At 56.0% G+C, this 20,181-nt stretch carries 13 protein-coding genes; all 13 read left to right on the top strand.

Going from position 1 to position 20,181, the window contains the following annotated elements; all coding sequences use genetic code 11:
- The first annotated feature begins 219 nt into the window (after positions 1–219).
- The 13 genes from K0O24_RS13710 to K0O24_RS13650 all read left to right on the top strand — a co-directional run bounded on the left by K0O24_RS13710 (position 220) and on the right by K0O24_RS13650 (position 20,166).
- Positions 220–1,812 carry an SBBP repeat-containing protein gene (locus tag K0O24_RS13710; RefSeq protein WP_219893273.1) on the top strand — a complete coding sequence of 531 codons (1,593 nt, stop codon included), beginning with the start codon at positions 220–222 and terminating at the stop codon, positions 1,810–1,812.
- Between the two features lie 282 nt (positions 1,813–2,094).
- Positions 2,095–2,991, top strand: a complete 897-nt coding sequence (locus tag K0O24_RS13705) for a haloalkane dehalogenase (RefSeq protein ID WP_219893272.1) — start codon at positions 2,095–2,097, stop codon at positions 2,989–2,991.
- Between the two features lie 974 nt (positions 2,992–3,965).
- Complete coding sequence (locus K0O24_RS13700) at positions 3,966–6,929, top strand: TonB-dependent receptor (protein ID WP_246611021.1); 2,964 nt, start codon at positions 3,966–3,968, stop codon at positions 6,927–6,929.
- Between the two features lie 120 nt (positions 6,930–7,049).
- Positions 7,050–8,588: a tryptophan halogenase family protein gene (locus tag K0O24_RS13695; protein WP_246611020.1), complete on the top strand. Its 1,539-nt coding sequence runs from the start codon at positions 7,050–7,052 to the stop codon at positions 8,586–8,588.
- Entirely contained in the window at positions 8,585–9,304 is a 720-nt protein-coding gene (locus tag K0O24_RS13690) for a SapC family protein (protein WP_219893270.1), read from the top strand. Before K0O24_RS13695 ends, K0O24_RS13690 begins: the two co-directional genes overlap by 4 nt.
- Positions 9,305–9,341: 37 nt before the next feature.
- A complete protein-coding gene (locus K0O24_RS13685; RefSeq protein WP_246611206.1) occupies positions 9,342–10,328 on the top strand; it encodes a cupin-like domain-containing protein in 987 nt (328 codons plus the stop codon).
- Entirely contained in the window at positions 10,328–11,827 is a 1,500-nt protein-coding gene (locus K0O24_RS13680) for a tryptophan halogenase family protein (protein ID WP_219895646.1), read from the top strand. The genes K0O24_RS13685 and K0O24_RS13680 overlap by 1 nt, the downstream gene beginning before the upstream one ends.
- Before the next feature lie 56 nt (positions 11,828–11,883).
- A complete protein-coding gene (locus K0O24_RS13675; RefSeq protein WP_246611019.1) occupies positions 11,884–12,762 on the top strand; it encodes a glycoside hydrolase family 16 protein in 879 nt (292 codons plus the stop codon).
- The gene (locus K0O24_RS13670; RefSeq protein WP_219893267.1) at positions 12,763–13,827 is read left to right on the top strand and encodes a LacI family DNA-binding transcriptional regulator; all 1,065 of its coding nucleotides are present in this window, start codon (positions 12,763–12,765) and stop codon (positions 13,825–13,827) included.
- Complete coding sequence (locus K0O24_RS13665; protein WP_246611018.1) at positions 13,820–15,013, top strand: MFS transporter; 1,194 nt, start codon at positions 13,820–13,822, stop codon at positions 15,011–15,013. The genes K0O24_RS13670 and K0O24_RS13665 overlap by 8 nt, the downstream gene beginning before the upstream one ends.
- 263 nt (positions 15,014–15,276) lie before the next feature.
- Complete coding sequence (locus K0O24_RS13660) at positions 15,277–17,565, top strand: glycoside hydrolase family 3 protein (protein ID WP_246611017.1); 2,289 nt, start codon at positions 15,277–15,279, stop codon at positions 17,563–17,565.
- Between the two features lie 55 nt (positions 17,566–17,620).
- Complete coding sequence (locus K0O24_RS13655; protein WP_219893265.1) at positions 17,621–18,895, top strand: sugar MFS transporter; 1,275 nt, start codon at positions 17,621–17,623, stop codon at positions 18,893–18,895.
- Positions 18,896–18,897: 2 nt separating this feature from the next.
- Positions 18,898–20,166, top strand: a complete 1,269-nt coding sequence (locus K0O24_RS13650; protein WP_219893264.1) for a cation:proton antiporter — start codon at positions 18,898–18,900, stop codon at positions 20,164–20,166.
- Positions 20,167–20,181: the final 15 nt, after the last annotated feature.

Here is a 20,181-nt window from a genome sequence, read left to right as displayed (position 1 = left end):
GAACACGAAGGTGTGGTTCTTGAGAGCTAAACCTCGAGAAAACGCGACAAAGGTGCAGTACTTCTGTTGCTGAAGAAGGCACTGAAACGGTATGGCAAAGCATGACCACGTTGCACATCGCCGCCTCTATCGGTGCGTTCATCTCTTTCCATTTGCATTGATCTTGTCCGCCATAGTAGGCGCTTTCCGATTTCAGCGAGTTTCCAAAGGCAATAATTAATGGTCAGATGTGTTGGTTTGACTGCGGCGCTGGCGCTTGCGCTAGCGAGCTGCGGCGGCGGAGGAACGCAAGCTACGCCGCCGGGGCCTACGCCGACACCAACGCCCTCTCCTTCGCCACCACCGCCGCTTACGGGTTTGACGTTTTCCACCTTGCTGGATGGCGCATCGGGCAGCGGATACGAAGAAACGCGTGGCGTTGCACTTGATGCCCAAGGCAATATTTACTTGGTCGGCGGAACAACTGCATCCGATTTTCCGACCACAGCGGGTGCCTATGACCGCTCATTTGGTGGCGGTGGAAGCGCCGTTGGCTTGCAAGGCGCCAGCGATGCATTTGTGGTAAAAATGGCACCCGATGGTCACATCATTTGGTCTACATTTCTGGGCGGGCCAAATTATGAACGCGCCTATGCTGTCCGCGTCGGCACCGACGGTTCTGTCTATGTGGGAGGCAGGGCTGGACCCGGATTTCCAACCACCGCAGGCGTAGTGCAACCCAACTTTGCGGGCGATAGCACGCCAAACGCACAATATGGGCAGCAGGACGGGTTCGTTGCGAAGCTCAGTGCCGATGGCAGTCGTCTGATCTGGTCAACCTATGTTGGCGATGCGGGTGACGCATTTCTGCGCGATATTGACATTGATGCACAAGGCAGGGCCTATCTCGCCGTTGTGAATGTCAGCCTGCCGATAACGTCCTTCATTACAGCCAATGCTTGGCAGAAGACGATTCAGGACGGCCGCGACGCTGCATATGTGCGCTTGAGTGCAGACGCGACGCATGCAGAATACGGAACCTACTTTGGTGGGTCGCCCGGCTACCAGGGACAATCGACAGGGGTCGCATCAATACGTGTCGATCCCAATGGTGGCGTCGCTGTTGCCTCAGTTGACAAGGGTCTCAGCATCGCGACAACACCCGGATCCTATCAATCGCGCAACGCAGGCGGCGCCGACATGGTGGTGATGAAGTTTTCATCCAATGACCAAATCGGCTTTGTGTCTTATCTGGGCGGCTCACAGAACGAGGATATTGAGACCCACGTTCTCGCGATCGACAATGTCGGGCGCATTTATGTTACGGGCTCTACGCAATCGGTCAATTTTCCAGTCACCGCTAACGTCCTGCAGCCGCAGTTCGGTGGACGGTCCGACACTTTCGTCTCTATACTGTCAGCCGATGGATCGCGCCTGCTTGCGTCCAGCTTGTTTGGCGGTAGCGGGGATGAAATGGTCCAGGGCATAAATGTGTTGCACCGCAATGGCTCAGCTGATGCTGTTGTGATCAGCGGAGAAACATCATCGAGCAACTTGTCGGCGACGGCAGGTGTGCCTCAGGCGAGGCTTGGAGGCGGTTTGGATGGTTTCGTTGCAGTCCTATCGTCGGATTTGTCGTCGCTTCGTTATTTCACTTTCCTAGGGGGCTCCGCCGAGGATTCCGCTCGGGATTCGGCGATCTCGCCAGATGGATTGAACATATTTGTTGGTGGCTATACGCTTTCAGGCGGTTTTCCGACAACCAGCGGCGCGCTCGATAGTCATCTTGACGGCACGTATGCGGCATGGGCTGCCGGATTCCGCCTCAACTGAACCCGCAACACGGTTGCCGCATCAGCTGCCGATCCGGCAACGTCAAAGCAACGGAGCGGTTGATAGTGGGTCCACTTGAGAGGTTGCGGGCTGGCATGCTTCGCCCTCGAAAACCAGTTAATAGGGTCCGCGATTTAGGCCGGTCGCCGGCGGTAATCCAGCTTGTTGGATTAATGCGCGTTCGATTTCCATTCAGCTTGCGGAAAGCACGGGACCTGCGCATTGACCCCTGGTCAATCATATGACATTTGATGTGCCATATCTGACCCGATGGAGAACGACGTGAAAGTCCTGCGCACGCCCGATGCGGCCTTTGCCGGGATCGCCGATTTTCGCTTTGCGCCGCATTATCTGGAAATCACTGATCCGGATCATGGGGCCAAGCTGCGGGTTCATTATGTCGATGAAGGGCCGCGAGATGAGCCCGTTGTGCTGATGATGCATGGGGAGCCAAGCTGGTGCTATCTTTACCGGCACATGATCGCTCCCGTCGTCGCGGCCGGGTTTCGGGTTGTGGCGCCCGACCTGATCGGCTTTGGCAAATCTGACAAGCCGACCAAAAAGACGGACTACAGTTATGCTCGCCACGTTGGCTGGATGCGCCAGTGGGTCGAGGCGCTTGATCTGGAGCGAATAACGCTCGTCTGTCAGGATTGGGGATCGCTTATCGGACTGCGTCTCGTTGCAGAAATGCCTGATCGCTTTGCTTGCGTGGCACTGTCAAATGGCGGTCTGCCTGAGGGCGGCAAGGCGCCGCTCGCCTTTGCAATCTGGCGGGCCTTTTCCAAGTGGAGCCCGGTCTTCCCGATCGGCAGGATCGTCAACGCCGGGGCCAAGCGCGCGCTCAGTGAGGCGGAAATTGCCGCCTATGATGCGCCGTTCCCCGACAGCAGCTACAAGGCAGGGGCACGGATCTTTCCTAGCCTCGTTCCATTTGAGAATAATGTGGCGGTTCGAGACCAGAAGCGCGCTTGGCAGGTTTTGGAGAAATGGAACAAGCCTTTCCTGTGCTGCTTCAGCGATGGCGATCCGGTGACCCGAGGCGGCGAAAGCCGGTTCATCGGACGCGTTCCCGGCACGGAGGGGCAACCACACCGCACGCTCAAGGGCGGCCATTTCATTCAGGAGAATGATCCGAAAGGATTTGTGCAGGCTATTTTGGAGATAGCCGGGAAGTGAAAATCACTGCAACGTCAGAACATATGCTTCATTGGGCAAGAGCGGTGGGGCAGGAGATCCGCACGTTTCGGACAGATGCCCCAATCGGAGCCAATTTGCTGCTAGACTGACAGCGCCACCCGCCAATTTGCTCAATCCGAGAATCTCTTGCTTTCTGCGGAATTTACTTGGCGATTTTGCGCATTCATGACCGCACATTCATGACCGCAGTGGGGTATTCCAGAGCACTCACAGTTTCTAGCGCGAGGCCGTGCGGCTTTGGTGCAATAGGTTTGGTCCGACATCTTCTGTTGGCATCTGCCCATGGAGCGTAAAGGCGAAGCACAGATTGTTGGCACCCTTGTGAGCGCTACGTGAAGATCAACAGCGACATTTGCTATGTGCGCCAAGCGGTTGATCCCAAATGTGAAATACTCGAGAGCGTCGTCGCAAAAGTCGAAACAAATCGGTCGCTTTTGCATGCATAAAGTGCATGCTGCTGCGCCGCGGTTGGACCGAAAGGATAGTCACCCGTTGGCTCCGATTCTGGCCCAGCAGCCAAGCGCGACCTTGGTCATCTCGTTTGTCGCGGGATCGGTTGATGGAACAATAATCGTGCTGAAAATGGTCACCTTCGATTTGGAAAGCGCATGTGGGCGATGCTAATGCTTCGACGAATTGGGACATAACAGAAATTCGCCGCTGTCCATGCCCAAGTCCGCGGCCACCTTACCTAGAAGCGCCAATCATTAGCCGTCAATAATTTTAGGTTCTCCGCTGAGCCACAGTGGCTGAGTGGGGTGCCGCTTAGCCTGAAGGATCGCATGATCGAGGTCATTTGCGTCTTTCAGAAACCGGGTCACATCGAGCTGACAGCGTCATTGTGAACGTTCTATTTGTGCTTGACATTGATCGGCGATTACAGGAAGTGAACGTTCACAATTTGAATTCGGGCCGATTCGTCGTCGAGCTCTGGTCCATTTAGAGGGGGGAATATGAGCATTCACATCGAGCGCATGGCCACTCAATTGATGCTGGGAGCATCGGTTTTTGCATTTTGCTCATTGCCGAGTGTCGCTTTTGCTCAAGAGCAGCCCGCAGCCGAAAAGGTGCAGGACGAAGGCGAAGAGATCATTGTATCTGGGATCCGCGCCAGCCTTCGCGATGCGATGGAAATCAAGCGCGAAGCGCAAGGTGTGGTGGATGCCATATCGGCCGAAGATATTGGCAAGTTCCCTGATACAAACCTCGCGGAATCGTTGCAGCGTATCACCGGCGTGTCGATCGACCGGCAAAGCGGGGAAGGCTCGACGGTCACCGTTCGCGGTTTCGGTCCTGAATTCAATCTTGTCGTAGTCAATGGCCGGCAGATGCCGACTTCGACGCTCGGTGACGGCTTCTCTGCGCCGTCCTCGCGCAGCTTCGATTTCGGCAACCTTGCTGCTGAAGGTGTGGCCGGGGTCGAGGTTTACAAGTCGGGCCGAGCATCGCTTCCTACTGGCGGCATTGGCTCGGTCATCAACATCAAGCTGCCGCGTCCTCTTGATCGGCCCGGACTGAAGGGCAGTATCGGTGTGAAGGGGGTCTACGACACTTCGCAGCTCTATGGCACCGATGTGACTCCCGAGATTTCGGGTATCGTTAGTGCTACCTTTGCCGATGACACAATCGGTATCCTTGTTGCTGGGTCGTATCAGAAGCGTAGCGGGGGCCAAGCGCAGTTTACAGTGGGCAACTGGCGCCCCGGCTACACGGGCGCCGAAAATAACTGGGGTACTCTCGCACAGGCGGGCGACCCTCGTTATGCCAATATCCAGAACCGCCCCGGGCCGACCGACGTCTATCAGGTCCCCCAGAATGCTGCTTATGACTTTTACGATTTCACGCGCGAGCGCATCAACGGTCAGGCCGTAATTCAGTTCAAGCCGACCGATACGCTCAACATGGCGGTCGACTACATCTTTTCGCAGAATAGCTTTGACAGCCGTCAGAATAGCATTGGTGTGTGGTTCAACCACGGCGACACCTCAAGCAGCTGGACCAACGGTCCCGCTGCGGGCGCAAACTTTTACTCGGAAGTTTTTGGTCCTGGCAAGGATCTCGCTATTACAGGTGCAGTCGGCAACAACCGCAACGTCAACCATTCGATCGGCGGCAATATCAAGTGGGAGGCTCCGTTTGGCCTGAAGCTTGAGCTCGACGGTCATCATTCGACGGCAGAATCCAAGCCGACTTCGCCGTACGGTAGCGGCATCGCGGTCGGAACGGCGATCTTCGGCGTCGCGAGCCAGCGGGTCGATTTTACCACAGATATGCCGGTGATTTCGGTGACGATGTATCCCGGTTCCGAGATCAATGCAGGAAATATCCGCCCTGCCGGCAATGCTTTTCGTAACGCCTACATGAAGGATACGATCGACCAGGTGAGCCTGCACGGCGGGTTTGACTTTGATACATCCTTCATCAAGACGCTCGACTTCGGGGTCGGCTATCTCGACAATAAGGTGCGCACAGCCTTCGGTGTCATCCAGAATGATACCTGGGGTGGCACGCTTACTGCAGCAGAGACGCCCGACTCCCTGTTCACTTCGCGGGGTCTTTCGCAAGATCTGGCCGGGATGAACGGATCAAGCACTGCCGGCATCATTCCCAACTATTTCCTGATCGATACCGTCGGCCTGATCAAACTGCTCGATTCGCGGCTCGGCATCTGTAATCGCGCTCCAGGTGACACCTGCCTTGCGCCTTACACAACGGACCGTCACATCGAAGAAAAGTCTATTACTCCCTGGATACAGACGTTCCATTCATTCAACCTCGGAGACGCCGAGGCCAATCTGCGCCTCGGCCTGCGTTATGAGGAAACTAAGGTGACCTCGACCGCACTTGCCGATGTCCCGACCGGGACAATCTGGGTTGCCCAGAACGAAATCAGTCTGGTCAGCACGCCCGGCAGTACCACCACGCTAAAGGGTAAATACCATAGCTGGCTGCCGGCCTTTGACTTTGATGTGTCGCCTTGGGACAACGTCAAGTTGCGCGCGTCTTACAGCCACACCATTACCCGCCCTGACTATGCCAGCATGCAGGGAGGTATCACTTTGGGCCAGCCGCTGCGGGTCGGGGCCGGTGGCAGTCAGGCCAGCGCGGGCAACCCGGGGCTTCTGCCATACAAATCGAAGAACATCGATCTGTCGGCTGAGTGGTACTATGACAAGTCGAGCTATGTATCTGTCGGCTTCTTCAGCAAAGATGTCAGCAACTTCATCGCCAACAACACCATACAGACGCCGTTGTTCAACTTGCCAGACCCATCACAGGGTGGGGCTGCGACCGCGGCGCGCCAAGCTTTGGGTGCTGGCGCATCATTCGATCAGATTGTAGCTTGGGTTAGCGCCAACCGCCCTGCTGATTTTGTTGCAGGAGTCGGCACGGCTGGAGGTATTGTCGGTCGTTCCAGCGACCCCAACGTGATTTTTACTTATACCCAGCCAGCCAATAGTAATCAGAAGGCGCGGCTATGGGGCTGGGAATTCGCCATCCAGCACAATTTCTGGGAGACCGGTTTCGGTGCAATCCTAAACTACACGGTTGTGCAGAGTGACACCGCTTTCAACAACACCTTGCCGTGGACTGTGACACAATTTGCCGTCCCGGGCGCGAGCAACAGTGCCAATGCGGTGATCTTTTATGACAAGAACGGCTTGCAGGCGCGTGTTGCCTACAACTGGCGTGACAAGTTTCTCTCCGGCAAGGACCAGGACCCGTATTATATCAAGTCCTATGGTCAGTTCGACGTGAGTGCGAGCTATGAATTCCGGAAAGGCATGACCGTTTTCGTGGAAGGGATCAACATTACCAATGCGGACCGCACCGGCGTGCGACGTAATGATCGCGCCATCTTCTTTGCGGCACCAGGTTATGCCCGATACTCGGGGGGAGTTCGGTTTACTTTTTAAGGCAAATGGCCGGAGCCAGTAGGGTCCAAAGAAAGAGAGTTGCACTGGTTGCCGGTGCGGCTCTCTTTCCGCATAGTGGAGACGGGTAGGCTTCCCGGTGAAAGACCTATGAACGGATCAGTGCAAAAAGTTGCGATTGTCGGGGGTGGTACGGCAGGTTGGCTATCAGCCTGCGTCCTCGCAGCCAGGCACCCTACACTGGCGATCACCTTGGTCGAATCGCCCAATATCCCAACTATCGGCGTGGGCGAAGGAACCTGGCCGACCATGCGGGACACGTTGGCAACAATAGGGATTTCGGAGGCTGAGTTCCTCCGTGAATGCGATGCTTCATTCAAGCAGGGTTCGCGCTTTGACGGATGGGTCGACGGGTCTGCGACCGACAGCTACCTTCACCCTTTCACCCACCCCCCCCAGGGCGACATGCGCGAGCTCCTTGCTGCCTGGCAGGCAGAAGCAGAAGGCACTGCATTCGCCGCCGCCATGACTGCACAACATGCAATCTGCGCGCGCAATCTCGCGCCACGTCAGCGCACAATGCCCGACTATTCTGGAGCGTTAAATTATGGCTACCATCTGGACGCGGGCAAGTTTGCTGCTCTACTCGCAAGGCATGCTACTGAGCGCCTTGGGGTTGCGCGAATTTATGATGATGTAACTGGGGTAATTACAGGCGAGAACGGCGACATAGTCGCGCTGGAACTTCGAAGCCATTCAAGACTTGTTGGCGATTTCTTCCTCGATTGCTCAGGACAGGCCGCGATCCTTATTAGCGGGGAGTTAGGTGTCGACTGGATAGACCGCTCGGACGTCTCATTCAACGACCGCGCGCTGGCTGTGCAGGTACCGGTGACATTGGATAGCCCGGTGGCCTCCCAGACCATCGCAACAGCGCATGAGGCTGGTTGGCTATGGGACATTGCACTGCCCACGCGCCGCGGCATCGGCTGTGTCTACAGCTCACGTTTTCTGGCGGACGAGGATTCGGAGCGAATCCTGTTGGGCTACCTGCGCGTAAATATGCCTGGGGTCGATGTTGACCAGCTGTCACCACGCAAGCTCTCCTTCTCCACCGGTCATCGCGCCCGATTCTGGGAACGCAATTGCCTGGCGGTTGGGCTTTCAGCAGGCTTCATCGAGCCACTCGAGGCATCGGCAATCGTACTGATTGAATTGTCGCTGACGGCATTGGCGGAAAACTTTCCAGCTAGTCGCACGACCATGAGCATCCATGCCGCGCGCTTCAATGAGCTGTTTCGCTATCGTTGGGACCGGATCGTTGAGTTTCTCAAGCTGCACTACGTGCTCAGCCGGCGCAATGAACCTTATTGGCAGGCGCAGCGTGCACCTGAAACGATACCTGTGCGTCTGTCTGAAAACCTTGCTCTGTGGGCAGAGCAACCTCCCACGATTTGGGACTTGCCCCGCGTCAACGAGATATTTTCCGCAGCCAGCCAACAGTATGTGCTTTATGGCATGAAGTTTCCGGCACCGAGCCAAGGCATAATGGCCACGCCCGCAGCTGCTGCACGTCTGGTCGATGTGCGGGAGAGAGGCCGGGCACTTGCGGCAGCATTGCCGGCGAACCGGGACTATTTCGTCGCTGCTTCCGCGCAAGCCGAGCCAAGGGCGACACATGGAGAATTTGCCAGCCGATGACAAAGCACCAGATCCTCAACAACTCAGATCACCTTGATCTCAGGGTGCGCACCGACATTGGGGTGGCGTACGGCGATAACGTAATGGCCTGCCTCACCGTGCCTCCAGAGTTTCTTCAGGTTCAGGGCCACTTCCCGATCGTGTTTCGCCGCGATTTCGAAAGCGACAAGCTCTCCGCTCTCGCGCTTTTTGGGTTCGAAAATGGTGAGAACCTCTTCCTTGAGGGAGATCGCTGGGATGCAAGGTATAGGCCTCTGGCACTTGCCATCCAACCCTTTCTTATCGGTCGTTCTGCAACTGATGGCGCTGATTCGCAGGTTCATGTGGATATGGGCCATCCTCGCATTTCGCAGAGTGGTGAAGGTACCCGCGTCTTCGATGAAAATGGCATGCCTACGCCCTATCTCGAAGCTATTGCCGAAAAGCTAGGCGATCTCGATCAAGGTTATCGCGAAAGTACAGATTTCTTTGCGGCGTTAGAGCGCTACGAGTTGCTGGAACCGTTTACTCTTGAAGTGCCGCTGAATGACGGTTCCAAGCATTCGCTCGTCGGCTTCCAAACGATTGACGAACGCCGTCTTGCTGCGCTGGAGGGTGAAGCGCTGGGCGCGCTTCATGCTCAGGGGTATCTGCTGCCGATCTTCATGGCGCTGGCGTCTGTTGCTCAGTTTTCCGAACTGGTTGCGCGCAAGAACGCTCGGGTGGCCGGTGGCTGAGGTCGACACCTCAATTTTTGCCTCCATACCGGCAGTTGTGGAGCGTGAGGCTGTTGACGCTTCGGCTCTGGATGCACTTTTGCAGGGTGCGCGTGCACCTTTTGTCATTCGCGGATTGGTTTCCGGCTGGCCGCTGGTTCAAGCAAGCCTGCGCTCGGCGCGAGATGCACGGACTTATCTGCTTGAGCGCGCTCGATCAGTGCCGTTTGCCGTCTCGATCGGCCCGCCGGGTCACAATGGCCGGATGTTTTATGATGGTGCGATGGAAATGAATTTCCGCACCGCACGCGGCAAGCTGGCCGATATTTTTGGTGGCTTTGACGCCAATGAGGGTCGCGCTGATTCGCCGACCGTCTACCTCGGTTCGATCGACATCCCAACGCATTTTGTTGGTGTGCACGAGGAAAACCGTCTCGAACTTGGTACGCGCGAGCCATTGGAGAGCCTGTGGATTGGTACGCCGACCCGCATCGCGGCACATAACGATTTTCCCGATAACTTGGCTTGTTGTGTTGCAGGCCGACGTCGCTTCACCCTTTTTCCGCCCGACCAGATTCGCAATCTCTACCTCGGGCCAATTGATAATACCCCTGCTGGCCGCGCGGTAAGCATGGTCGATTTCCATGCGCCAGACTTCAATTTGCATCCAGGCTTTGCGGACGCACTCAAGCAAGCCCAACTGGCAGAACTGGAGCCAGGTGATGCGCTCTTCATCCCGTCGATGTGGTGGCACCATGTAGAAGGTCTTGCGCCGTTCAACATCCTGCTCAACTATTGGTGGCGGAACACGCCGCGCTTCCTCGGACAGCCACAGGATGCGCTAAATCATGCAATTCTCTCGATTCGTGACCTTCCGCACGAAGACAAAGCGATCTGGCGTGCGATGTTCGAACACTACGTTTTCGACAATGGGCCAGAGGTAACCAACCATATTCCAGTTGGTGCCCGCGGAATTCTCGATCCGCTGGATGTTGAATCTGCAGGACGTTTGCGTTCTTTTCTACTGAGGACTCTTAGCCGATGATGGGCGAATATAAAAAGCAGCGCGTCGTTATTGCCGGCGGTGGAACTGCGGGCTGGATGGCCGCAGCCGCGTTGGCACGGACATTAGGGGATGCAATTGAGCTGACCTTGGTCGAATCCGATGCCATCGGCACAATCGGTGTTGGCGAAAGTACAATTCCTCCGCTAGCCACATATAATCGCCTGCTCGGGATTGGCGAAACCGATTTTATGCGCGCAACCCAGGCGACGTTCAAGCTCGGGATCGCATTTGAGAACTGGAAGGTTCAGGGCGAAAGGTACTTTCATTCCTTTGGCCTTACGGGACTTGATCATTGGTCTGCCGGGTTCCAGCACTTTTGGATGCACGGACAAACTAAGGGGCACAAAGCGAGTTACGACGACTACTGTCTTGAATTGAAGGCGGCCTTTGCCAGTCGGTTCGCACATCTGCCGGACAACAGGGTTAATTATGCCTACCAACTCGATTCCTCGCTTTATGCGGTTTTCCTGCGCAAATTGGCCGAAGCCGATGGCGCGCGGAGGGTCGAAGGCAAGATTGCCGAGGTCCAGCTAAACGGCGATACCGGGCATATTGCCGCACTGCTGCTCGAATCCGGGCAACGAATCGAAGGTGACTTGTTTCTCGACTGCACCGGTTTTCGCGCGTTACTGATCGAAGGGGCTCTGCATGTCGGTTATGATGACTGGACCCACTACCTACCGTGCGACGCGGCCATCGCTGTTCAGACCACTAGCGTGCGCCCGCCGATCCCTTATACGCGCGCAATTGCCCACGATGCAGGCTGGCAGTGGCGCATTCCGCTGCAACATCGCCAAGGCAACGGCATCGTGTATTGCAGCCGTTACCTTGATCGCGAGTCTGCGCTCGATCGGTTGCTGTCAAGTGTCGAGGGCGAGCGGCTGACCGAGCCCAACTTCATACGTTTCACAACGGGCGCGCGGCGCAAGCAGTGGCACCGCAACTGCATCGCCGTCGGCCTTTCGAGCGGGTTCATGGAGCCGCTCGAATCGACAAGTATCCACCTCATCCAACGTGCCGTGCTGCGGCTTATCCGCATGTTGCCGATGGGCGAGGTCAGTGAGCGCGATGTAGCGGAGTTCAATGACCAGCAGCATACCGATATGCTGCAGGTGCGCGACTTCCTTATTCTTCATTATAAGGCCACCGAACGGCGCGACAGCCCGTTTTGGCGGCAATGTGCCACTATGGAAATCCCCGACAGCCTAACGCAGAAGATCGAACTCTTCCGGGAGACTGGGCGTGTTTTCCGAAAGAATGAGGAGCTGTTCGCAGAGAACAGTTGGGTCCAGGTCATGATGGGACAGGGGATACTGCCGCGCGCCTATCACCCGGTTGCTACAAAGCTTTCGAGCGAGGAGCTCGACCAGCTATTGACCGGCCTGCGCGACAATGTCTCCAAGACGGTCGCTTCGATGCCCGAACATCATGCCTATGTTGCCCGTTACTGCGGAGCGAAGGACATTGCAGCGGAATGATATCTTGTAGCCGCAAGTGCGCCGCCGCCGTGATTTTGCTGTTCAACGCAAATACCGTGAGCGCTCAGGATTGGATGCTTGTCTGGTCTGACGAGTTCAACGGGAAGAAAATCGACAGCAGGAAGTGGGGATTCGATGTCGATTGCTGGGGAGGCGGCAATGAAGAGCGCCAGTGCTACACCCGAAGTGCGCGCAATGCTGTCATCAAGGATGGCAAACTCGTAATCACTGCAAGACATGAACGGACAACAGGTCTCGCGTTGCCGGTTCATCTTCGCACAAGCTCGCCCTTGCCGCTTGCCGTGGTTGCGCGGGAATTTAGTTCCGCTCGTCTCACAACCCGCGGCAAGGCGGCATGGCGATATGGTCGAGTTGAGGTCAATGCGAGACTTCCTCAAGGACAGGGAACTTGGCCTGCGATTTGGATGCTGCCAGAGAAAGAGCGCTATGGCAGTTGGGCTGCTTCAGGGGAGATCGATATTCTCGAAGCAGTCAACCTTGGCGTAGCGTGCACCAAGTGCCCAGGAGGTCGAGAAAATACCATTCTTGGCACTCTTCATTTCGGCGGTCAGTGGCCGAAGAACGTTCATAAAGGTGAGGAAGTCTCTTTCCCTCAGGTGCTTGATCAGGAATTCCACACTTATGCGATTGAGTGGACTCATGATCAAATTAGTTGGCAGGTTGATGGACGCACCTATGCTGTGCGCACAGCGAAGGATTGGTCAACCTCGGGATCAGCCGAACCGGGTGCTCCCTTTGATCAACCCTTCCACCTGATCCTCAACCTCGCGATTGGCGGCAAGCTGGCTGAAAGCCGAGGGCTCGGAGGAGTACGGTTTGACGACTACCCCAAGCAGATGGAGGTTGACTGGGTGCGCATTTGGCAGAAGGAGGCTGGGCGAGCAGGCACGGTCGAAAAAGGGGGCAGACAATAAATGGCCAGACGTCGCCAAGCCGTCACGATCAAGCATGTGGCAGCTGATGCTGGCGTCTCGTTGCAGACGGTGAGCCGTGTTATCAACAACGAAGCCAATGTGCGCCCCGAAATGAGGGAACGCGTTCAGGATTCTATTCGTAAACTGGGTTATGTGCCGTCCCTCGCTGCACAGCGCATGAGTGGGTCGCGTTCATATCTGATACTTGCAATAAATGATCGTGATCGCACGATTGAGGATTGGCGGGCCCGTCAGGGCACGGATTGGGTCGACCAAATGCTGCTTGGCGGGATGTTGAAGTGTGCAGAGCACGGATACCGAATGATTTTCGAACTGGTTGATACACATTCCGATCATGTCGAGCGCGAATTGTTGGGGGCAATTGCGGCGCTTCAGCCTGATGGGATAATCCTGACACCGCCGCATTCGGACAATGCGCAAATTGTTGCCTTGCTCCACCACCAGAGAATTCCCTTCGTTCGGATTGGCTCAATCCAGAACGGTGCAGGCATTCCCGTATCGATGGATGATGAGGGGTCAGCTTCACAGGCAACCCAGTACCTGATCGACCGAGGACATCGTCGAATCGGATTCATTTCGGGCTCTCGTGACTATGCCCTGAGCGGCTGGCGCGTGAATGGCTGGAAGGCGGCGATGGCCGCTGCAGGCCTCGATTATGAAGGCTTGCTGGCTGAGGGGGACTTCAGCTACGCTTCCGGTGAGGCAGCGGCGCGGCAATTGCTGGAAGCGCCCATGCGGCCCACCGCAATCATCGCAAGCAATGATCAGATGGCGTTGGCCACTTTGGAAGTGGCGCGTTTGCTGCAGATTGCTGTACCAGACGAACTTTCCTTGATTAGTTTTGACAACACCCCGCTCGTTCATTTCACGCAACCGCCGTTGACAGCCGTCGACCAGCCGATTGCGGCAACAACTTCAAAGGCAGTTGAGCTGATAATTGCGGCCCAAAAAGGCGATCAAGTTACACCTGAGCTGACTGTGGTTTCAGCGACTATTACCGAACGCGAATCTGTCGCTCCGCCTCCGGGCAATTCGGGTGCCTGACAAAAATCTGGCGATAGATCGATTTGTGCTGCTTTATGCGCTGGCTTGGGCTGGTGGAGCGATTGCCTATACACCGCTTCTCACCATTTTGTTGCCGGTTATGGTTGCGGGATTGGCGGGCAAGCAGCTTGGTGTGGACTGGCTTGGCACTATTGCCCTGGCAGGGGCTGTCGCCGCTAGCTTCGGGGGCGTGGTCTTTGGTTATCTGAGCGATGTGACGCGCAACAGGCGTGGATGGATATTTGGCGGACTGGTTCTGTCCTGCGTCATGCTCATCGAAATTGGTCACGCAAGAGGACTCGGCGAGTTGATCGCCGCGATCGTGGGCTGGCAGCTTGCGCTGAATATGATGCTAGGGCCCTTAACAGCTTGGGCAGGCGATATTGTGCCAGACCATCGTAAGGGACTGCTCGGCGGCCTCATGGCATTTGCGCCGGGGTTAGGTGCGCTCTCTGGGGCTGTCGTAACCCAACCAGGTTTGGCAGCGCATGACAGCAGGTTATTGCTCGTGGCGGGATTGGTTGCACTCTGTGTGTTGCCGGTCCTCATACTGCCCGCGCCGACAATGCCCAATCAAAGGGTGACCAATGGCACTTTTATCTCGCAAGCGGCCCTGCACGTTTCATTCCGGTTTTCGCCAGTTGTTCGCATGTGGTTCGCACGGCTTGCAGTTCAGGTGGCGGAAGCGACCCTGTTCGCATATTTGTTCTTTTGGCTAACCAGTATTGATCCTGCCGTGACCGACAATCAGACAGCTCGGCTGTTCAGCACAATTATGCTGATTTCGGCTCCTCTCACCCTGGCCATTGGTCGCTGGTCTGACACTACCGGTCACCCGATCCGACCGCTGCAAACATGCGCGTTGGTGGCCGCGGGTGGTCTTGCAGTCATGGTTTTTGCCAAAGACTTGGTCAGCGCAATTCTGGGGTATGCATTTTTTGGTTTATCAAGTGCGGTTTTCCTTGCGCTCCATTCGGCACAAACGCTTCGGGTCCTTCCTCGGCCAGATCGCCGGGGCCGAGACCTGGGACTGTTCAATCTTGCCAATACAATTCCGTCACTGGTCATGCCGTGGTTTGTCATGGCGTTGGTCCCGCTTTTTGGCTTTTCCGTTCTATTCATCTTGCTGGCAATACTTGCTGCGACGGCAGGTTTGATGCTCGGGAAGCCTTTTTGTCGGAACTGAGCCGCTTTACTTGACTTTCGCAATAGGCCCTGCGATTGAATGAGAACGTTCACAAAATAAATCATGGGGAAGACATGCCTTTCAGGAAAACGTTTTTGTTCCTGTTCGCAATGTTGTCGGCATGTTTTGCAGCGACAGCTCAGGCAAATTCCACAAGCGAACATTCAGCACAAGCACATCCCGATCGGTGGCCGATTGCCAGCAGTCCTGACGCGATCACTGATCCTTCGACGGAGACTGCAATCTCGGCAGTATTGTCGGGGATGACCTTGGAGCAAAAAGTTGGGCAGGTGATTCAGGCGGACATCAGCACAATCGTTCCGGCCGATCTTGCAAAGTATCCGCTAGGCTCAATTCTCGCTGGAGGAAATTCTGGGCCTTATGGCAATGAGCGCGCGGATGGCAGCACCTGGCAGCGGCTTGTAAATGAATTCCGAACCGCATCGCTCAACTCAGGGGCCAAAATACCCATCCTGTTTGGCATTGACGCAGTACATGGTCACTCCAACGTTCCAGGCGCGACGATATTTCCGCACAATATAGGTCTTGGAGCTACACGTGATGTTGATTTGATAGAACGGATTGGCCGCGCGACCGCTTCAGAAGTGGCGGGAACAGGTATCGACTGGACCTTTGCACCGACATTGGCTGTGCCTCAGGATCTGCGATGGGGCAGAAGCTATGAAGGCTATGCTTCAGATCCCAAACTCGTTGCGGCTTATGCCAAGGCTATGGTCCTTGGGCTTCAAGGCCCGCTTGCGGTCGAACAATCGATTGACGCACATCATGTCGCTGCCACGGCCAAGCATTTTCTTGCAGACGGCGGCACCCTTGGAGGGAAGGATCAAGGCGACGCAAGGATCAGCGAGACGGACCTGATAGCAACGCATGCGCAAGGATATCCGGCGGCAATCGACGCTGGCACGCTGACTGTGATGGCAAGCTTCTCCAGCTGGAATGGTGTCAAGAATCACGGCAACAAGTCGCTGCTGACAGATGCGCTAAAGGGCAAAATGGGCTTTCAGGGTTTCGTGGTCGGTGACTGGAACGGGCATGGTCAGGTCGAAGGGTGCAATGTCACTGATTGTCCTCAATCGATTATGGCTGGTCTAGACATGTTTATGGCGCCCGACAGTTGGAAAGGACTGTTCGAAACCACTCTTGCACAAGTCAGGGATGGAAGGGTCAGCATTGAGAGGCTGAACGATGCCGTGCGGCGTATTCTGCGCGTCAAGTTCAAACTCGGTCTGTTTGACGCGAGACATGTCGAACGCGGCGATGTCGCCACCGTCGGATCACCGGAGCATCTAGCGATTGCGCGCGAGGCCGTTGCAAAGTCTCTTGTGCTCCTCAAGAATAATGGCGGCGCTTTGCCGATCAAGCCCGGGTCGCGAGTTTTGATCACCGGCCCTGGGGCTAACGACATGGCGATGCAGTCAGGTGGCTGGACAATCAGTTGGCAGGGCGCCGATGTAACACATGCAGACTTTCCAAACGGTCAAACAATCTGGGAAGCCATGGGAGCGGCAGTGCGAGATGCCGGCGGTACAGCGTCCCTTTCCGAAAATGGGGATTATAAGGAAAAGCCTGATGTCGCTGTCGTCGTTTTTGGCGAGTCCCCATATGCCGAGTTTCAGGGCGATGTTCCGACCCTCGATTATCAGCCAACAGGTTCGACTGCCTTGGCAACCCTCAAGAAGCTGAAATCGGCTGGAGTTCGGGTTGTTGCAGTTTTTCTCTCGGGCAGGCCTTTGTTTGCCAATCCTGAAATCAATGCTGCCGACGCATTTGTAGCGGCTTGGCTTCCGGGTTCGCAGGGACAAGGGATTGCCGATGTGCTTGTGGCCGGCAAGGACGGCAAAGTTATGCGCGATTTTACAGGCAAACTTCCCTTTGCCTGGCCCGGTGATGCGCGATCGCCAGTTATCAAGCCACAATTCAAGGTTGGCTATGGCTTGACCTATGCAGAAAGGAAGTCGGTCCCGAAGCTTTCTGAAAAGACCGGCGTGAACATCGCTGACCTTTTGAACGTCGAGAATTTCTTTTCGGGCGGGCGCGCACGGTCGCCCTGGTCTTTATCGATCGTCGATGCGGGGGGCGCGCGACAAGTTGGTACGACGCCGCTCGAGAGCGGTTATGGGCATATCAGAACGCGCTCTGTCGATGTGGCTGCTCAGGAGGATGGCAGGGCCTTCACTTGGACGGGCATAGCCTCTTTCCACTTGACGGGACCGAGTGCTGATTTGACGCGCCAACTCAATAACAGCTTTGCTTTGCGCATCGATTGGCGGATCGATTCTGCGCCTTCCGGAACGACTTCAATTTCATTGGGCAAGATCGCACTTGATGTCGGCGCGCTCGTGCGCGCATCTCCTCTGGGGCAGGTGCGGACAATCAGGATTCCACTTCGCTGCTTCGCGGACGCTGGCGCGAACCTCAAGCAGGTCGACGAGCCATTCAGTTTGAGCGGTGACAAGGGTCTTGCCCTGACGTTGCTCGCAGCGCGCGTTGAGGCCGTTGGCGAGAATCTGTCATGCCCTTCGAAAGCATAGAAGACGCAGCAGTTGTGATGTTGATCCAAGAATAACATCTGGGGGGGGGACAATTATGGCATTTTCATCAAATAGCCCGACAACAGGGAAGCCATCTGAACAGGTCGATGCGCCACAGTTGCAATTATTTGTGATGGGGCTGTTTTTTACCTTTGGCGGAATCACTTCCCTGAATGACGTTATCATTCCGAAACTCAAGGAACTGTTCACGTTGAGCTACACCCAGGCGATGCTGGTGCAGTTCTGCTTCTTCACCGCCTATGCGGTCATCGGCATCCCGGGAGCCCGTTTGGTCAAGCGGATAGGCTATATGAGGGGGGCGGTAGCCGGACTTCTGACAATGATGGTCGGTTGCCTCTTGTTCATACCTGCGAGCCAGACAGCAACTTATGGCGTATTTCTTCTTGCACTGTTTGTGCTGGCAAGCGGTGTTGTCATAGTACAGGTTGTTTCCAATCCTTTGATCTCCCTGTTGGGCAAGGTTGAGACGGCACATAGTCGGCTCACATTTGCGCAGGCTTTCAATTCCCTTGGAACGACAATCTTTCCTTATTTCGGGTCTATTCTTATCCTCGGCGGGCTGGCGTCTGTTTCGGCAGAGGGGCTCTCGGGGGCCGCACTTGATGCATATCGCACCGCCGAGAGCCAAGCGATCGTCCACGGTTACCTCGGGCTTTCGGTTGCACTGGCAATTGTCGCTTCTGCGGTCTGGTATTTCCGCAATGCCCTGCAGAACGAAAGGCATGAAGAAAGCAGCGGTTTGGCCGGGCTTGATCTTCTGAAACGCACCAGGTTTGGCTTCGGTGCCTTGTGCATATTCCTGTATGTGGGGGCCGAAGTTTCAATCGGTTCGCTGATCGTCAACTACTTGATGCAGCCGCACGTCATGGGGCTTGAGGCTCAAGAAGCCGGCAAATTGATTGGGCTCTACTGGGGCGGTGCCATGGTAGGGAGATTTATCGGATCGGCAGTTCTGCGTGTGTTGAGCCCCGGACTTGTTTTGGCCTCCGTCGCTGTCGGCGCAGTCGCGCTGATTACCGTTTCGACACAGACGACAGGTATTGTGTCGGGTTACAGCTTGTTGGCCATCGGACTGATGAATTCGATCATGTTCCCGACAATCTTCACTTTGGCTTGCGAGAAACTAGGTCCGCGAGCGGCAGATGGTTCGGGCCTCATAAACGTAGCCATTTTTGGCGGCGCGGTCGTTCCTCTGCTGACTGGCATGATTGCAGATGCCAGTGGAAGTCTTGCAGCTGGTCTTGTCCTTCCCACCCTCTGCTACGGCGTCATCGCCTGCTTTGGCTGGTATGCAAGACGCCCGGCCTGATCATGACTGCTCCGCAACTCTCAATCCTCTTCTTCCTGCAGCTGGCCCTGATCATCGCCACCTGTCGACTGGTCGGGTTTGCGGCACAGCGTTGGCTGGGTCAGCCGCAGGTCGTCGGCGAAATGATCGCGGGCGTATTGCTCGGCCCGTCCATCCTTGGGCTGGCGTTTCCATGGGTTGAGGCCGCGCTCTTCCCCGCTGAATCGAAAAAGATTCTTTACGTTGGCGCGCAGTTGGGTGTCGGGCTGTACATGTTCATCGTCGGCCTCACCTTCGACAAGGCGGAATTCAAAGCGAGCGCGAGATCGGCTGCAACGATTGCGTTTGGCTCAATGGCTGCACCATTTGCTGTTGCGGCGCTCATGACACCGTGGCTGATGTCAATTCCGGGTTTGTTTTCACCGCAGCTCGGCACGGCCCAAGCCGCAGTATTTCTCGGTTCCGCAATTGCTATTACCGCATTTCCGATGCTCGCTCGGATCATACACGAGCGTGGTATCGCCCATACCAAACTGGGCACCCTTTCTCTTTCGTCCGGAGCAATTGGAGATGCCGGAGCGTGGATAGTGGTAGCACTTGTGCTTGCGAGCCTGGGGGATGGGCCAGCATTGGCATGGAAGGCAATGGGAGGTGGCACGGCATTTGCGCTGACAATGATATTCGTCGCGCCACGCCTTTTGTCTCGCCTTGCGGCCATTCATGAGCGTCAAGGAGAGATGGGAGGGGGGCTTTTGGGGACCGTGCTTGTCTTGTTGCTGCTCTCCTGTTTTGCGATGGATGCGGCAGGAATTCATGCTGTATTTGGCGGCTTCCTCCTAGGCACTGCAATGCCGCGAGGCCGCTTCGCCGAAGAGCTGCGGGACAAGCTGGAGCCTTTTGCCACAGTCTTCCTTCTGCCAATGTTCTTCACTTTTTCTGGTCTGAATACGCAATTGCAAGTTGTTGATAGTTTTGATCTGCTGGCAGCAGCGCTCGCGATCCTGGCCGCTTCGATCCTCGCGAAGGGAGGAGCCTGCTATGCAGCAGCGAGGCTTTCCGGACATGATAGCGGCACAGCGATGGGCATAGCTGCGCTGATGAACGCGCGCGGCCTCATGGAACTTATCATCATCAACATCGGCCTTCAGCGCGGGATCATTGAACCTGGCTTGTTCGCAATTCTGGTTGTTATGGCAATTGTTACCACACTTATGGCGACCCCACTTTTCGAAGCAGTCTATGGTCGGAAGCGGCCAGATCAGATGCGCCAACCGATAACAGGGGTGGGGTAGGGCGCTTCGATTCCC

It is taken from the genome of Aquisediminimonas profunda (assembly GCF_019443285.1).
GTDB lineage: Bacteria > Pseudomonadota > Alphaproteobacteria > Sphingomonadales > Sphingomonadaceae > Aquisediminimonas > Aquisediminimonas profunda.
The sequence above is the reverse complement of the archived record's forward strand: the minus strand, read 5'-3'. Positions and strand labels throughout refer to the sequence as shown.

Bases quoted from the DNA above. Each gene is read 5' to 3' on its own strand.
- K0O24_RS13710 (WP_219893273.1), top strand. From the start codon at position 220: ATGGTCAGATGTGTTGGTTTGACTGCGGCGCTGGCGCTTGCGCTAGCG.
- K0O24_RS13700 (WP_246611021.1), top strand. From the start codon at position 3,966: ATGAGCATTCACATCGAGCGCATGGCCACTCAATTGATGCTGGGAGCA.
- K0O24_RS13690 (WP_219893270.1), top strand. From the start codon at position 8,585: ATGACAAAGCACCAGATCCTCAACAACTCAGATCACCTTGATCTCAGG.
- K0O24_RS13680 (WP_219895646.1), top strand. From the start codon at position 10,328: ATGGGCGAATATAAAAAGCAGCGCGTCGTTATTGCCGGCGGTGGAACT.
- K0O24_RS13670 (WP_219893267.1), top strand. From the start codon at position 12,763: ATGGCCAGACGTCGCCAAGCCGTCACGATCAAGCATGTGGCAGCTGAT.
- K0O24_RS13660 (WP_246611017.1), top strand. From the start codon at position 15,277: ATGACCTTGGAGCAAAAAGTTGGGCAGGTGATTCAGGCGGACATCAGC.
- K0O24_RS13655 (WP_219893265.1), top strand. From the start codon at position 17,621: ATGGCATTTTCATCAAATAGCCCGACAACAGGGAAGCCATCTGAACAG.
- K0O24_RS13650 (WP_219893264.1), top strand. From the start codon at position 18,898: ATGACTGCTCCGCAACTCTCAATCCTCTTCTTCCTGCAGCTGGCCCTG.